This window comes from Acinetobacter lwoffii (genome assembly GCF_024129355.1).
GTDB classification, from domain to species: domain Bacteria; phylum Pseudomonadota; class Gammaproteobacteria; order Pseudomonadales; family Moraxellaceae; genus Acinetobacter; species Acinetobacter lwoffii_I.
In genome coordinates this window covers 93739-109585 of record NZ_JAMXXP010000003.1, presented here as the reverse complement: position 1 = coordinate 109585, position 15847 = coordinate 93739, and the positions used below count along the sequence as shown (strand labels likewise).

The 15847-nt window shown below is 44.3% G+C and carries 13 protein-coding genes, 8 tRNA genes and 1 pseudogene; 17 read left to right on the top strand and 5 right to left on the bottom strand.

Annotated features, from left to right (window positions below; genetic code table 11):
- Window positions 1-42: 42 nt before the first annotated feature.
- Entirely contained in the window at window positions 43-690 is a 648-nt protein-coding gene (locus NI468_RS03265) for a hypothetical protein (protein WP_253099887.1), read from the bottom strand.
- A 286-nt stretch (window positions 691-976) separates the two neighbouring features.
- On the opposite strand from NI468_RS03265, the gene pilG reads away from it, so the two are divergent.
- The 6 genes from pilG to NI468_RS03235 all read left to right on the top strand — a co-directional run bounded on the left by pilG (window position 977) and on the right by NI468_RS03235 (window position 9495).
- On the top strand, window positions 977-1360 hold the full coding sequence (gene pilG / locus NI468_RS03260; RefSeq protein ID WP_004280711.1) for a twitching motility response regulator PilG: 384 nt from the start codon (window positions 977-979) through the stop codon (window positions 1358-1360).
- 25 nt (window positions 1361-1385) lie between these two features.
- Complete coding sequence (locus NI468_RS03255; protein WP_004280710.1) at window positions 1386-1754, top strand: response regulator; 369 nt, start codon at window positions 1386-1388, stop codon at window positions 1752-1754.
- A 5-nt stretch (window positions 1755-1759) separates the two neighbouring features.
- Window positions 1760-2296, top strand: coding sequence for a chemotaxis protein CheW (locus NI468_RS03250; protein WP_004280709.1), 537 nt, complete (start codon window positions 1760-1762; stop codon window positions 2294-2296).
- 46 nt (window positions 2297-2342) lie between these two features.
- Window positions 2343-4415: a methyl-accepting chemotaxis protein gene (locus NI468_RS03245; protein WP_004645841.1), complete on the top strand. Its 2073-nt coding sequence runs from the start codon at window positions 2343-2345 to the stop codon at window positions 4413-4415.
- A gap of 166 nt (window positions 4416-4581) precedes the next feature.
- Window positions 4582-9033, top strand: coding sequence for an Hpt domain-containing protein (locus NI468_RS03240; RefSeq protein ID WP_253099884.1), 4452 nt, complete (start codon window positions 4582-4584; stop codon window positions 9031-9033).
- A 3-nt stretch (window positions 9034-9036) separates the two neighbouring features.
- Window positions 9037-9495, top strand: coding sequence for a hypothetical protein (locus tag NI468_RS03235; RefSeq protein WP_247143040.1), 459 nt, complete (start codon window positions 9037-9039; stop codon window positions 9493-9495).
- Window positions 9496-9560: 65 nt separating this feature from the next.
- Here NI468_RS03235 and dapE read toward each other — a convergent pair whose 3' ends face one another.
- The 3 genes from dapE to NI468_RS03220 form a co-directional block, all read right to left on the bottom strand.
- Window positions 9561-10697 (bottom strand): succinyl-diaminopimelate desuccinylase, encoded by a 1137-nt coding sequence (dapE, locus tag NI468_RS03230; protein ID WP_005106258.1) that lies wholly within the window; start codon window positions 10695-10697, stop codon window positions 9561-9563.
- Window positions 10698-10818: 121 nt separating this feature from the next.
- Entirely contained in the window at window positions 10819-10971 is a 153-nt protein-coding gene (locus NI468_RS03225; protein ID WP_004280704.1) for an entericidin A/B family lipoprotein, read from the bottom strand.
- Window positions 10972-11083: 112 nt separating this feature from the next.
- Window positions 11084-11959, bottom strand: coding sequence for a DUF1853 family protein (locus NI468_RS03220; protein WP_253099881.1), 876 nt, complete (start codon window positions 11957-11959; stop codon window positions 11084-11086).
- Window positions 11960-12046: 87 nt separating this feature from the next.
- Between NI468_RS03220 and NI468_RS03215 the strand changes: the two are divergent.
- From NI468_RS03215 to NI468_RS03165, 11 genes and pseudogenes are all read left to right on the top strand, one after another.
- Window positions 12047-12400, top strand: a pseudogene (locus NI468_RS03215) (YbaN family protein); the annotation flags it as partial.
- Window positions 12401-12525: 125 nt separating this feature from the next.
- Window positions 12526-13059 carry a cell wall-recycling L,D-carboxypeptidase ElsL gene (gene elsL / locus NI468_RS03210; RefSeq protein WP_004731981.1) on the top strand — a complete coding sequence of 178 codons (534 nt, stop codon included), beginning with the start codon at window positions 12526-12528 and terminating at the stop codon, window positions 13057-13059.
- 493 nt (window positions 13060-13552) lie between these two features.
- Window positions 13553-13628: transfer RNA gene (locus NI468_RS03205), tRNA-Val, on the top strand.
- Between the two features lie 28 nt (window positions 13629-13656).
- Window positions 13657-13733, top strand: a tRNA-Asp gene (locus NI468_RS03200).
- 48 nt (window positions 13734-13781) lie between these two features.
- Window positions 13782-13858 (top strand) — tRNA-Asp (locus tag NI468_RS03195).
- A 21-nt stretch (window positions 13859-13879) separates the two neighbouring features.
- Window positions 13880-13955: transfer RNA gene (locus NI468_RS03190), tRNA-Val, on the top strand.
- Window positions 13956-13969: 14 nt separating this feature from the next.
- A tRNA-Asp gene (locus tag NI468_RS03185) sits at window positions 13970-14046 on the top strand.
- 68 nt (window positions 14047-14114) lie between these two features.
- A tRNA-Val gene (locus NI468_RS03180) sits at window positions 14115-14190 on the top strand.
- A 12-nt stretch (window positions 14191-14202) separates the two neighbouring features.
- Window positions 14203-14279, top strand: a tRNA-Asp gene (locus NI468_RS03175).
- A gap of 105 nt (window positions 14280-14384) precedes the next feature.
- Window positions 14385-14460 (top strand) — tRNA-Val (locus tag NI468_RS03170).
- Window positions 14461-14532: 72 nt separating this feature from the next.
- Window positions 14533-14994, top strand: coding sequence for a DUF2750 domain-containing protein (locus NI468_RS03165; protein ID WP_004645832.1), 462 nt, complete (start codon window positions 14533-14535; stop codon window positions 14992-14994).
- A 25-nt stretch (window positions 14995-15019) separates the two neighbouring features.
- On the opposite strand, the gene NI468_RS03160 is transcribed toward NI468_RS03165, so the two are convergent.
- Entirely contained in the window at window positions 15020-15814 is a 795-nt protein-coding gene (locus NI468_RS03160) for a YdcF family protein (protein WP_180037071.1), read from the bottom strand.
- Between the last annotated feature and the right edge of the window lie 33 nt (window positions 15815-15847).

Sequence of the window (15847 nt, the reverse complement as noted above, 5' to 3'; positions counted from 1 at the left end):
TTTAGCGTGCTATGGATCAAAACCTCAACACGCTATTTGTATTTATTCAAGTGCTTTTAAACGGGCGATAATTTTGTCGTATTCTGCTTCCAGATTTCGATAGCGACTTTGTAAAGATTGAATATTTTCTTTTTGGGAAATGAGATTTTTCTGGTTATTGTCTAATGTTGTTTTCAGGTGTGCCGGTGGTGTTTTACCTTTACGTAAATATTCACGTTCCTGACGTACAAACATGACCCGATCTTTTTGCAGTTGCTTCATTTGCTCTTGCTGGAAATCAATCTGTTTTTTTAACTGGATCAAGCTGTCATTCTTTTTCTGTAAAGCGGTCTGGCTATTGTTATAAGCACGCTTGAGTCTGTGATCTTCGGCAATTCGCTGCGCCTGTTGGGCACGTTGTGGCGCTTGCCTGATATCCGCTTCGGCATTATAAGGACGGGCACGCTTAATCACCTGCATATTCTGGTCAAGTGCTTCATAGCCATAACGGATATGATTTGGCGTGACATTAGTACTGATATTGGCCACACCCTTGCTGTCATAATAACGATACCAGGTGGCTTTTTGCGGGACTTGGTTACTACTCGCACACGTTAAGCTCACCTGTAACAGTAGCAGCACAACAACAATGAATTGACCAGTCATTTTATTTTTATCAATGACAGCAAGTTTTCTTAAAAACTGACTCATCATTGGCTCCCCGAATTTAAAGTTGACTAAATTACTTATTTTAAAGTAATAATCTTGTTATATTAGACTTAAATTTATCAATAAAAAACTACCGTTAGTCAAAAAAAAACCAATAACGATAAGAAAATGTGAAGCTGTTATTAAAAATAAATGATTTTGTCTACTTGTGTAGAAAATGTTCATTGATAATACAAGTGACTTTATGTTAAAAATGTTTATCGATCGTAATAAAATAATCCTATGAGCCTTATGGCATATAGTTTCTAAAATGGGAAGGGTTAAACAAATGGACGATAAATTCCAAAATCTAAAAATTATGGTTATTGATGACTCAAAGACCATTCGTCGTACTGCGGAAACTCTTCTTCAACGCGAAGGTTATGAGGTCATTACTGCAGTAGACGGTTTTGAGGCTTTGTCAAAAATTGCCGAAGCAAATCCAGATATCGTTTTTGTAGATATTATGATGCCGCGCCTAGATGGTTACCAAACCTGCGCCTTAATCAAAAACTCTCAGAATTACCAGAATATTCCTGTGATTATGCTATCAAGTAAAGATGGCTTATTTGATCAGGCCAAAGGTCGTGTCGTGGGTTCAGATGAATACCTGACCAAACCTTTTAGTAAAGATGAATTGCTCAATGCAATCCGTAACCATATTAGTGCTTAATATTTGATTTTTTTGGGGAATTGGCATGGCACGTATCCTAATTGTGGATGACTCACCGACAGAAACTTTTCGCTTTAGAGAGATTCTTTCTAAACACGGCTTTGAGGTGATTGAAGCAGCCAATGGCGCAGATGGCGTCACCATGGCACAGGCAGAATTGCCGGACCTAGTCCTGATGGATGTGGTTATGCCGGGCGTGAATGGTTTTCAGGCGACCCGCCAGATTGCACGTGGTGCAACGACCAAACATATTCCAATCGTGATTGTGAGTACTAAGGATCAGGCCACTGACCGTGTATGGGGCAAGCGTCAAGGCGCAGCGGATTATCTAACAAAACCAGTCGATGAAAAACAATTAATAGATGTAATTAAGCAGCACCTCAATGCAGGATAAGCTCTATGGCAGCAAATGGATTTATCGAATTGCTTCGCATTGCGAAACGGGGGAATAAAAACTACGTTTCCAATGGCAATGAAGTTAACCGATGGTCGGGCATTGCTTTTGAGATGATGGGGCAATATTTTGTTGCCCCGCTGGGGGAAGTATCAGAAGTGATTTATCCCCCAGAATATACGCCGGTACCCAAGACACAAGCATGGGTGTTGGGTCTGGCGAATATCCGGGGAAGACTGTTATCGGTTTCTGATCTGACGCAGTATGTATCAGGGCAGAGCAGTCAATTTTCACCGACTCAAAAAGTATTATGCATCAACCATAATGACCAGTATGTGGGTTTGGTCGTAGATCAAGTTTTGGGTATACAACATTTCAATAAGAAAAGTTTCTTTTCGAAGAAATCTGAATTGGATAAAAACTTACAAGAATATTGTCAGGGGTTTTTCCATCAGCACAACCAGCAGTGGCATGTGTTTTTATTCAGTCGTCTGTTGCAAAATCCAAAATTTATGAACGCATCTATAAAATTTATAAATTAAATGTCGCGCTCGAAACTAAGCAAGGCGTCAACCGGGGAGAGGCTGCATGGGCTTTAAACTTAAAAAGAAAAATACAGGTGAGAGCACTGGCCGCAAAGGCGGTAATGCTTTTTTAGCTAAGATTCAAACGCAAGTAGATCAGTTATCACGTGTCTTCGGTGATAGTGAGAAATCAAAACCGCTGATCTATGGAGCAGCAGGCTGTCTTTTAGCCGCACTGATCACTTTATTGTATCTTTTTTATAGTGTTCCACGTACCAATGAACTCACTCAAAGTCTGGGTGATTTGCGTCTCCTCTCGCAAACGATTTCGCGCCAAGCGACTGAAGCGACAGCTTCGGGTACGCCTGAGGCCATGAAGAACCTGACTGATTCGCAAAAAGCTTTTGCTGAAAACCTTGAGACAGTTAAAAGTATTCACTCTAACAATGATGCGTTGCAAGCTGTTGATAAACAGTGGACAGAAGTATCCAGCAGTATTGATCTGATTACCTCGCAACAAAAAATTATTAACCAGTTATACGACACCAACATCGCGATTGGTGAAGCGATTCCAGGGATTCAGGCGGAATATAACTTGATGGTCGACCAGATGGCACGTCAAGATATGCCATCGAACCAGGTGGTTATTGCCAAAAACCAGGTATTCATTGCAGAACGTATCTTACGTTCAATCAGTTTGGTACTGACAGGTAATGATGGTTCACGTGAATCTGCGGATGACTTCAGTGCCGATACCGAAACTTTTGGTTCTTATCTGAATGCACAGTTAAATGGTTCTGCTGAACTGGGTGTACAGCGTATTGATGATCCAACTCTGCGTGAATCTCTGGAAGGTATCAAGGCTGAATATGATGACGTACTCGAGTCTGCATCAGCGATTATTCTGAAAAACTCTACACAGATCGTAAAAGTTCGTCAGGCAGCCGCATCTATTTTTTCTCAATCTGATGTGCTTTTGGATAACCTGAATAAATTATCGGGTAACTCAGGTCTTAAAACGGTTGTTCCGGCAGTCCTGCTAATCGCATTATTAGTCGGTTTCTTGCTGTGTGTATTCAAGTTGCTTTCTCTGCGTGGTTTGTCGGATAAGCAGCGTGTAGGCCGTTTACAAGAAGAATATGACCGTAACCAGAATGCGATTTTACGTTTACTGGATGAGATCGCCGATCTTGCAGATGGTGACTTGCGTTCATATGCAACAGTATCTGAAGACTTTACCGGTGCGATTGCCGACTCGATTAACTTTGCGATTGACCAGTTACGTGACCTGGTATCGCGTATTACTGAAACTTCACAAGAAGTTGCGCAATATACTGCAACTACACAAAGCATTACCAACCAGTTAGCTGAAGCATCTGAGCATCAGGCACAAGAAATTGCTGGTGCTTCTGCAGCGATTAACGAAATGGCACTGTCGATTGACCAGGTATCTGCCAACGCCGATGAATCAGCGGTGGTAGCAGAGCGTTCAGTACAAATTGCTGCAAACGGTGCGGATGTCGTACATCGCTCGATTGAGGGTATGGACACGATTCGTGAACAGATTCAGGAAACTTCAAAACGTATTAAACGTTTGGGTGAATCTTCTCAGGAAATTGGTAACATCGTAGCCTTGATTAACGATATTGCTGACCAGACGAACATCCTGGCATTAAACGCAGCAATTCAGGCATCGATGGCCGGTGAAGCAGGTCGTGGTTTCGCGGTCGTAGCCGATGAAGTACAGCGTCTTGCGGAACGTTCAGCTTCTGCAACCAAGCAGATTGAAGGCCTGGTAAAAACCATTCAAACGGATACGAACGAAGCCGTTATTTCGATGGAACAAACTACATCGGAAGTTGTACGTGGTGCGAACTTGTCTAAAGATGCCGGTGTAGCACTAGATGAGATTCAAACAGTATCGAACAACCTTGCGAAACTGATTGCGAACATTTCTGATGCTGCGAAACTGCAGTCAGCATCTGCAGGTCATATTGCGACCACGATGAATGTCGTACAGGAAATTACCTCGCAAACCACCAGTGCAACCTTCGATACAGCACGTTCAGTATCTGAACTGGCAAACATGGCCGATGCATTACGTGAATCTGTATCTGACTTTAAACTACCAGAATAAAGTCAGACATGATGGGGAAATGTGTCTTGACCGCGGTTGAGACACATTCAGAAATACAGATAAAGCCTCGACAAGATGTACTTAACTTCATACGTTAGGTATCGCGTGACGGTCACAATTAAGTTTGAGCGCCCTTCTTGGCGGCATAACGTAAGAAGCATGAGCTATGAAAGAAATATTAAAAAATTTAGTTGAAACGACAACGCTTCCTGAAGATAGTTATCTTGACCAAGATGCAGAAATTCTTGAAATTTTTGTTGAGGAAATCGAAGAGATCTTCGTTGAGTTAAATGCTTTATTTCCAGAATGGTTGACTAATCCAGATCATCAAGAAAATCTGAAAACCATTCGCCGCCATTTTCATACCCTGAAAGGTTCAGGCCGCATGGTCGGGGCAAAATCGGCCGGGGAAATGGCCTGGGCGGTTGAAGATACCTTAAACCGGGTCTTGTCTGGTTCGATTCAGTTGACACCGACGGTACAGAAATTTGCCCAAGCAGTACTGAATGTCTATCAATATGCTTTATATCCAAAATTCAAACATGTACAGCAATTAGATCTCGATCTGCGTCCAATGGTGCACTTGGGACAACAATTACAACAACAAATTTCGCCTGAACCTGCATTGGAAGAATTACTGGCATTGGCAGATCATTTGACCGCTGAAGGTCAGATGACAGGTCTTGAGCTTACAGAGAATGAGCCAAGTGAAGTTGAGCTAACAATAGCGCCAGTAGAAGTACCGGTTCGCAGTGATATCGAAGAAACTGTGGCGATCTTTATTGAAGAAGCAGAAGAGCATCTGGAAACGATTGCCACCTTCCTTCGCACTGAAGATGAAAAATCACAAGATTATAATGCGCTGATTCGTGCGATTCATACTTTGCGCGGCAGTTCATCCATGGCGCAGATTGACCAGATTTTTGAGGCCAGCTCTAAAGTGGAGCATCTGTTCAAAACCTTGCTACAAGATGAAATTGTCTCAACCTCAAAAGAAACCGCTTTACTGATTCAGTATGCTGAGTTTGTCAGTGACTATCTGCATTTGCTACGTCAGGGCAATACTGCAAAACTGGATGCGGTATATGCCACCTTTGAGCGTGTCTGGAATAATTATGGCTTTGCAGTTATTGAAACCAATAGCATTCAGACGCAAGGCTTGGTGTCCAAACTGGTTGAGTTGGATATTGATCTGTTATTGGATGCCGAGTTTGAATTTGATAAACGTGCCCAAGTCGATTATCCGGAATATATTCAGGCACTCAGCCAGCAGGCTGCAGAATTGCTGGCACATACAGAAAGCCGGGCAGCCCAAGGAATTCATGAATTCACTGCCGATCTGAAATCGGCTTATGATGCGCTACTTGAAAAGCCAGTGCTGCTAAACAGTGATTATGCTTATGAGCTGTTCGCACAGGCACACCAGGAATTTATTCATTTATTTGATACCCTGGCCGCAGGACAGCGCGTCATTCTGAATGATGAGATTCAAAAAATACTCAGTGAACTGTCTGCATTTGTGCAGCAGGATCTCGAGATATTTGCTGAAGATACTAGTAATCAGAATATTGAGCTAAGCTCAGAGGCCACACAAGTGGCTGAAACTGTCGCGCCTGGCAGTGTCGATTTTGCTGGTTTGAGTCAACGCATCGCTGCAGATCGTCAGCAGCAGCAAAGTACTGAAACCAACCGTGATTTTGATGAAGAATTATTAAGTATCTTCCTGGAAGAAGCGGATGAATTGCTCGCAGGCATTGATGAAGATCTGAATACCTGGAGCAAAAAACAGGATGATACGACCTCACTGAACAATCTGATGCGTCATTTGCATACCTTAAAAGGTGGTGCAAACATGATCGCAGCATCGCATATCGGTTTGATTGCGCATGAACTAGAAAGTATTTATGAGCGGGTGATCCGTCAGCAAATTGCCGTAACACCTGCTTTAATCCAGATTATTCGTCTGGTTCAGGATAACGTTTCCGATCGTATTCAATCCATTCGGGAAGACGGTATTGATTATCCTGCACCAGAAGCGATTGCGATTCTGCAAAATATTCAGGCATTGGTTTCTGGACAAGCTGTTGCTGCTGTGGAGAGCGCGAACACTGGAGTTAAAGTTGCAGAGGTCGAAGCGACATCAATTCCTGAACCGCAACTTGAAGAGTCAGCAACGACTGAACAGCCTGCAACTGATCTGGCTGAAGCTGAAGAATTACTGGAAATCTCTGAGTCTTCTGAGGCTATTGAAGACACACCAGTAGAACGTTCTGAAGAAGACGAACTGAAATCCATTGTTGAAGAGTCTTTCCTGGAAGAATCCGAAGAGATTCTGGCGAATGCCGAGAAGCTCCTCAATCAATGGTTTGATCAGCGTAGTGACCGTAGTTTATTGCTGCAATTACAGCGTGCCGCCCATAGTATCAAGGGTGGCGCACGTATGATTGATGTTGAAGAAGTGGCCAGTATTGCCTATGAGCTGGAAACGACTTTCGAACAGTTTGCGGTCTATCAATTTAACTCGAATGCCTATGACGGCTTATTGCAGAAAACGCTGGTCTGGTTAAGACAGGCGATTTTCCAGCGCGACTATAGCGGCTTTGAGCCGCTTCACAGCAGTCTGAAAAAGATTGCTTATGTGGACGTTACTGCGCAATTGCCTGAGCGTCTGGCGAAAACAGATAATCTTGTAGTCAGCACCGACTTCGGCTTTGTTGAAGGTGATGGTACTGAACCGCCACAGATGATGGGTGAATGGGCGAATAGCGGTACCAGCGATAGTAATAACGAGATGATCCGTATCTCTGCTGATCTGGTCGAGAAGATGATTGACCTGTCCGGTGAGAACTCGATTAACCGTTCGCGTATCGAGATGGACCTGGGTCAGCTAGGCAATACCCTGAACGAGATGGAATTGGCGATCAAACGTCTTGCTGATCAGTTACGTCGAATGGAAGGCGAGCTGGAATCACAGATTATTGCCAAACATGGTTCAGAGAACTCGCGCTATGCCGACTTTGACCCGCTGGAAATGGACCAGTATTCGTCGCTCAACCAGCTGTCTAAATCACTGGCAGAATCTGCATCAGATTTGGTCGACTTCAAGAGTACACTGGCCGACAAGATTCGCGAAACTGAAGGTCTGTTATTGCAACAATCCCGTATTCAGGCCGAGATTCAGGAAAGCCTGATGCGTACCCGTCTGGTTCCGTTTGACCGGATGTTGCCGCGTTTACAGCGTATTGTGCGTCAAACCTCGACCACCTTGAACCGTCCTGCAGAACTGATCGTACAGAATACCGAAGGTGAACTGGATCGTAATATTCTCGAGCGTCTGGTCACCCCATTTGAGCATATGCTGCGTAATGCGATTGACCATGGCCTGGAAGATACGGCAGATCGTATCGCACTGAACAAGCCGGAAGTGGGTTCGATTGTCTTGAACATCAGCCGCCAGGGAACCGATGTAATTGTATCCTTTAGTGATGATGGTAAGGGGATTGATGCAGAGAAGATTCGTGAAAAAGCGCTGAGTCTGGATCTAATCAAAGCGGATCAAGTCATTGATCAGGAAGAAATCCTGCAATTTATCTTCCATCCTGGTTTCAGTACCGCGAAAGCAGTGACCCAGATTTCTGGTCGTGGTGTCGGTCTGGATGTGGTACAAAGCGAGATCAAATCACTGGGCGGCCATGTGTCAGTGAGCTCGGAACTGGGCAAGGGTACGGTCTTTACGATTCGCGTACCGACGACCGTAGCGGTCAGCGATGCCTTGATGGTGAAAGTGGGCGATCAGCAATATGCGATTTCTCTGGCGCAGATTGACAGAATCGTACGTATTGCACCGACCACATTGGAAAGCTATTTCAACAGTAAAGATGACTATTTCAAGATCGATGGCGCAAACTATAAGCTGCGTTATCTGTCTGAGTTTGTGGGCAACCAGCCGATTCCACGTCTGAATAATGTTGGTCATTCATTGCCGGTGCTGTTGATTAAAGGTAATAGTGGTCAAACCATTGCCTTGCTGGTCGATCAGCTGGTCGGTTCACGAGCGCAAATTGTGGTGAAACCGATTGGACAGCAGTTTGCCAATGTCGGAGTGGTGGCCGGTGCTACGATTCTAGGTGATGGTCAGGTCTGTCTGATTCTCGATGGACAGAATGTTGCCCGCCAGATTCAGGCGACACAGCGTATCAAACAACTGAATGATCAGCGTGATGGTTCGCGTAATTCCAATGCACGTCGTCTGGTGATGATTGTCGATGACTCGGTGACTGTACGTAAAGTGACGTCGCGTCTGCTGGAACGTCAAGGCTATGATATTGTCACTGCCAAAGATGGTGTGGATGCGATCGAGCAGCTTGAAAACGTCAGACCGGATCTGATGTTGCTGGATATCGAAATGCCACGTATGGACGGTTTCGAAGTGACCAATCTGGTTCGTCACCATGATATTCACCGTGACTTGCCGATTATCATGATTACCTCACGTACCGGTGAGAAGCATCGTGAACGTGCATTCAGCCTAGGTGTAACACATTATATGGGTAAACCGTTCCAGGAAGCGGAACTGTTGGCCAATATCCAACAACTGATTGCTGAAAAACAGGGGTAATATATGAGTCAGACCAATTCAAGCAATAAAATGGCTGATCAGATTAGCCAGCAGGAACTTCAGCATCTGATTACGGTATCGACCGGATTTATTGATGCCTATATTATTGATTGTCATGGCAAAGATCCGATGTTATTGCCACAAAACATTGTCCTGTCAGCACTGGATAGTAATACCCAGGTTAAGATAGTGGAGTGGCATGAAGCCCAATTGCCGGTCTATGCAGTGAATGATCCTTCACGTCAAAATGGGGTGGCATTGGTGATTGAGGGTGATGAAATCACTCAGCGCTTTGCCTTGATGTGCAATGAAATGCCGAAAACCATCCGGATCCGTATTTCTGAAGTGGTCGATGTCGATCAGCCGGTGAATGATCCTGCCATCTTTCAATATGTGCGCATGAACGAACAGCTGTTCCATATTCCGAATATGACGAATATTCAGGCTGCAATCGGGCCGTAATTCAAACTATAAAATATAAAAAAGGAACTTCATGGAGTTCCTTTTTTATTACGTCATCTATTTATTTAATTCCCAAGTAAGTTGACCAAGATCTGCTCATAAATTTCAGCCAGTGGCTCTAGGTCTGCAATATCGACATGTTCATTGATCTGATGAATCGTGGCATTTAATACGCCAAGTTCCAGAACTTGTGCACCTGTAGGCGCAATAAAGCGGCCATCTGAGGTGCCACCCGAAGTCGAGAGTTCGGTTTCAGTCCCTGTCACATTCAGAATGGCGGTTTTAGCTGCATTTACCAGGTCACCGACCGGGGTCAGGAAAGGCAGGCCAGATAAAGTCCAGGAAACATCATAGTCCACACCATGACGATCCAGAATTTCCAGTGTACGGGATTTAAGTTCTTCGGCAGTCACTTCAGTTGAATAACGCCAGTTGCACAATAGGTTCATGGTGCCGGGAACAACATTGGTTGCGCCTGTACCTGCATTGATATTGGAAATCTGGAAGGTCGTCGCCGGGAAATATTCGTTGCCATGATCCCAGACTGTGTCGCACAGTTCAGCAATCGCTTTAGAGGCGGTATGAATCGGATTCACGGCCAGATGCGGATAAGCCACATGACCCTGTTTGCCTTTGACTGTGAGATTGGCATTCAAAGACCCACGACGGCCATTTTTAACAATATCACCTAGTTTGTTAGTGCTTGAAGGTTCACCAACCAGACACCAAGTGATTTTCTCATTACGTGCTTCCAGTGTTTCAATCACTTTCACCGTGCCATTAATCGACGGGCCTTCTTCATCTGAAGTAATAAGATAGGCAATTGAACCTTTATGATTCGGATATTTTTCAACAAAACGTTCTGTTGCGACTACCATGGCTGCCAAAGCCGTCTTCATATCGGCACTGCCACGACCATAAAGTTTGCCTTCACGGATTTCAGGTAAGAAAGGATCTGAGTTCCAGGCATCCAGATTCCCCGTTGGCACGACATCGGTATGGCCAGCAAAACAGAAGACCGGACCTTCTGTGCCTTTGCGTGCCCAGATATTATCTACATCTTCAAAGCGCATGGATTCAATATTGAAGCCAATCTTCTTTAAACGTTCAGCCATGATGTTCTGGCAGTCATGATCAATCGGTGTGACAGAAGGCTGACGTAATAGTTGCAGGCTTAAATCGAGGGTAGCGGAAGAGCTCATACGGTATTCAACAGTCGATAGTTTTTTCGGTTCTATAATAGGCGAATATAGGCTTGAATGTGAACGACTGATATAAAAAAACCCTATCTGAGATAGGGTTCTGTGAGCATTTAGGAAAAAACTAGTTTTGACGGATTTCGTCAGAAGTTTTTTCAGCAGTATTGGTTACCGCATCGCCAGCCTTAGACACATCTTTGCCCATGCCTTTTACAGTGTTACAGCCAGTCAATACAAAAGCCATCATTAATGAAGCAGCAAGAATTTTTTTCATCATCATCTCCGTATAATCAATAATAAAATTATTATGATGTGGGACTTAGAGTAGAAAATATACGCGCTAAAAAATATGTGGTTTTCATAGTGCTTCGGTTAATAAATGTAATGCATTATAGGGGTTTATGCGATGGATGCTGGATCAGCACCGGATTGCGATACATATAAAAGTCATTGCTATCGACCATCTTATAGAGGCCATCTGTCCACCAGATCGCAGCTGAACTGCTCGGCCGGGCTTGCGGATAAATCCATTCATGCCGTTGCAGACGATAGAAACCGTGCTGTGCAGCAGGAATATGCTGTCCCCATACGCCCAGACGACGCTCGGTATTGATCCATGAGGGAATTGGCTGATCGGCATGATGTGTAGGCAAATATAGCTGTCCCTTGAGGACGCAATACCGTTTTTGAATGGGATGCTGCAAAGCCTCATCAAACTGGAATTGTTTTTGTGTGAAATGTTTCATTTTTCTGATTAAAGTATCGGTGCGGTTCAGGCCATACCAATGCGGCAGACTAAAATCGGCTTCGGCCAGATAATACTTCAATGCCACTTCCCAATGTTCAATTTGTCCTGTAGCAGTATTCAATAGCAGAAAATCCAGCTCACCCAAGGTCTTGGCACCCTCAATTTTTTGCAGACTATGGCCAAGCAGTCGATAGGGGTGATAAGCATCATCGAGTAACCAGAACCAGACCAGCATTTCAAAACGCAGCCCTAAACGCGTGCTTTTTAGTTGCTGCACAAATTCGATTAATTCTTTTGGATGCTGATCAAGAAATTCCAAGCGTGGATGGTAACGGCTCAGATAGTGCTGCCAGGTCTGGCTGTCATGCAGTTCAAAGTGATGTATAAGCTCAAGTTCATCCGGAATGCCGGACAGGATATTCGGACTGCCGACAGCGAATGCCAGTTGACGCACCAGAGGATGTTGATAACGTTGCCATGCCTCTACAAGATTTTGGTTTAAACTGGAAAAGGGCATAGTACAACCTGTGAAAAGTGCAGAAATACAACGGACAGTATCGGAAAACGCTTTATACTACCTGAATTCTGCGGTTAGGGTTGATGTATGAAAGTGTTGTTTTGGCGAAGTCTGGTGGTGCTGTTTGTGATCCTGGGCTTTATCGGTGCAATCCTGCCGGGTATGCCAACAACGGTCTTTTTGATTCTGGCCGCCTGGGCCTCATCCAAAGGCTGGCCACAAATGGATGACTGGTTATTGAATCATCCCAAATATGGTCCGACCTTAAGAGATTGGCGTGCCCACGGTACTGTACCGCGTAAGGCCAAATGGCTGGCCAGTATCATGATGCTGATCAGCGGGATCATCATGCTGTTTACTACTGCACCCTTGGCCGTAAAAGCCTTTACCAATATTACGATGCTGATCGTCGCGATCTGGTTATGGCGACGCCCTGAACCGAATCAGATCATTATTCAGCAAAATACAGTTGACCCAGAAAAGACAGATCTACCAACAGCGCCATCTGAAGATAATCAGTTAAACCCTATAAAGCCAAATAAAATAGAGTCTGAGAATAACAAGTCATGAATACCTTGCATCTGGATCAAGCCGATATCCTGATTGATCTTGCCCAACAAAAACTGTATCTGCCCCGTCTAAACAAGCAATATCTGATTTCCAGTGGCAAAAATGGCATTGGTGAAACTGAAAATAGTGGCAAGACTCCTCGTGGCTGGCACAAGATTGCTGAAAAGTTTGGTCAGAATGCTCCCTTAAATAGTGTATTTGTCGCACGTCAGGCGACGGGTGAAATTTATAATCCCCAATTGGCGGCAGAATTCCCGCAGCGGGACTGGATCCTGACGCGCATTTTATGGCTGAGTGGCCTTGAAGCGGGTTTTAATCAAGGCGAGGGCTGCGATACCTATCAGCGTTATATCTATATTCATGGCACCCCAGAAACCGAAAAGATGGGAGAGCCGCTGTCGCACGGCTGTATCCGTATGCGTAATCCGGAGGTCGCTGAATTATTTGACCTGATCAGTGAAGATGCACTGGTCTATATTTCAGAACAGGCATTAGATCTGGGCAGGCTGAATGTTTCGAAAAGCGAATAAAAGTTAGATTTTAAGATTATGTGAAAATGGTTTTGTTTTTATGGACTGAATCTGCTTGGTGGAGACAGCAGAAAAGATTGATTAATCTGATCCAGATGGTATTTTTATCGCATGGAATGGGTTAAATGATTATTTGAAGTTTAGATTTACTGGCATTTTCTGAATAAAAATAAATGACAGTTGAAAGATTACATGAACACAACGTCGAGTATTTTAAAGCTTTGTATAATCCTTAATCAGAATTGGAATATGTCGTGTGGTTAGACTGAAACTTCGCAGGGTAAAACACAAAATTTCGCTTCAATTTTCATTTTGAAAATTAAAAAATTTCGGTAGAGACTTAAAAAATAAACAAAAAGTGTTGTTTTTTTTAACAAACAACCTATTTTTTAATCACTCACACCTAAAAAGTGGAAAACATTCCGAAAAGCGTTTGACAGGCTGTGCAGATTCTCTATAATGCACCCATCAAACGATGATAGACGTTTAGAAAGGGCGCTTAGCTCAGTTGGTAGAGCGTCTGCCTTACAAGCAGAATGTCGGCGGTTCGATCCCGTCAGCGCCCACCAAGCTCTTTCATGTTGAGACCTTATAGTTGCAGCGGTAGTTCAGTTGGTTAGAATACCGGCCTGTCACGCCGGGGGTCGCGGGTTCGAGCCCCGTCCGCTGCGCCACTTTAAGATCTTGATTTTCGTTTGCCACAATAGCGACATTGTGTAAATGCAGCGGTAGTTCAGTTGGTTAGAATATCGGCCTGTCACGCCGAGGGTCGCGGGTTCGAGCCCCGTCCGCTGCGCCATTTATACGATAGACCTTTTGAGGGCGCTTAGCTCAGTTGGTAGAGCGTCTGCCTTACAAGCAGAATGTCGGCGGTTCGATCCCGTCAGCGCCCACCAGATTCTTTTGCGATGCAGCGGTAGTTCAGTTGGTTAGAATACCGGCCTGTCACGCCGGGGGTCGCGGGTTCGAGCCCCGTCCGCTGCGCCATTTCAAAAGAAATTAAATTGAGGTCCCTGACCTGAATTTAATAAACTAAAGATTGACACTCTTTATCAGGGCGCTTAGCTCAGTTGGTAGAGCGTCTGCCTTACAAGCAGAATGTCGGCGGTTCGATCCCGTCAGCGCCCACCAGATTCTTACGATGCAGCGGTAGTTCAGTTGGTTAGAATACCGGCCTGTCACGCCGGGGGTCGCGGGTTCGAGCCCCGTCCGCTGCGCCATCTTAAGATGAAAAGCTTGGATTCCTGAGATCTGAGTTTTCAAGATACCAAGACTACATTCCTTGTTGGTCTTGCGTCATTTAAAACAACGTTGTTGTTTTCTCAGGGCGCTTAGCTCAGTTGGTAGAGCGTCTGCCTTACAAGCAGAATGTCGGCGGTTCGATCCCGTCAGCGCCCACCATATCTTCTTGCTTCAACTCTATTTATTCCTTAGAATCTGATTGTATTATAATAATATTAAGATTTCACGACCATGAGAAATCCCTATCAGCGCAAAGCCGCGACCAAATCCCAAAAAACTGCTTTCGATCCTCAACAGCTTTATAAGCAATATATTGAAGCCATTGTTGCTAATGCTGGCATTTTTGCACTCTATCAGGATGGGTGGGCCTTATGTGCCACGCCGACCGGACAACGCGCATTTGCCTGTTGGCAAAGTAAAGGTCTGGCTCGACTGTTGATTAAAGACAATTGGGAAAATTACGAGATTCAGGAAATTGGTCTCAAGGATTTTGTAGAGAAAGTCATTCCCTTTTTACGTCAGGAAAGTACCATTGTTTCGCTTGACCTGACCCCGGAAGGGCAGAATATTCTGGTGGCACCGGAAAAATTATTACTTGATATTAAAAATTATCTGTATCAGATCTATGTACAAAAGCCGGAACTGTTTAAAAATCCGGATATGCCTTTGCCTAGGCAGATCCGTTTAAATTAAATTTATTGTTTTTAAAACAGCTTGTTTATTGGAACAATGAATATTCATTCAGTAGCCAGCCACTTATCAAAGCAAAATATTCGCGTAACCAGGAATTATAGCGAACATTCTGGGGTGTGCTGGCACTCAGGCTGATGACTTGTTGATAACCCTGATGTCTGGCAATGGCACGGGCACGAGGGCTATGAAAATCGCTAGTGACAATCGCAATGGGCTCATTTCGATCAATATGTTGCTGTTTTAGGATTGCCTGAGAATATTGCAGGTTCTGTTGGGTACTTCTGCTTTGATCTTCTAAGCTAATGGGGTTTTTGAGCTGCGGATAGTTCGTGTAGATATAACTTTGCATGACTTCAGCTTCGCTCTGTCTCTCCCGGAAATTTCGTCCACCGGTCATAATGATTAAAGTATTTGGATATCGTTCTGCATATTTTGCTGCGGTATCCAGACGATTTTTTAAGATGGGTGAGGGCTGACCCTGATTAATGCCACTGCCTAATACTAAAATCGCTGCAGCAGGTCGTGCCGGAATATTCGGGTTGATTGACATCTGGATATAAACAAAGAAAGCCGCGACACTGATTATCCAGAATAAAAATCCGCCCCAGAGACTGTTCCAGAACAAGGTTCTGAATCGGGAATTCTGTTTCCAGCGCTGAATAGATGAAAAAAATAAGGCGTACAGGATGAGTGCCACCCCAATGAAGATCGACAGGGCAATAGCAAAATGCCTCTGACCTTGGCTCAGTAACCAGACGCTATTGATACATAGGATCAAGCCAGAGATCAGGCTAAGACTTCGTTTAAGTTGATTGAGCATCCAGGGTTCCTTTTTTCTTATTCATATTCTTAT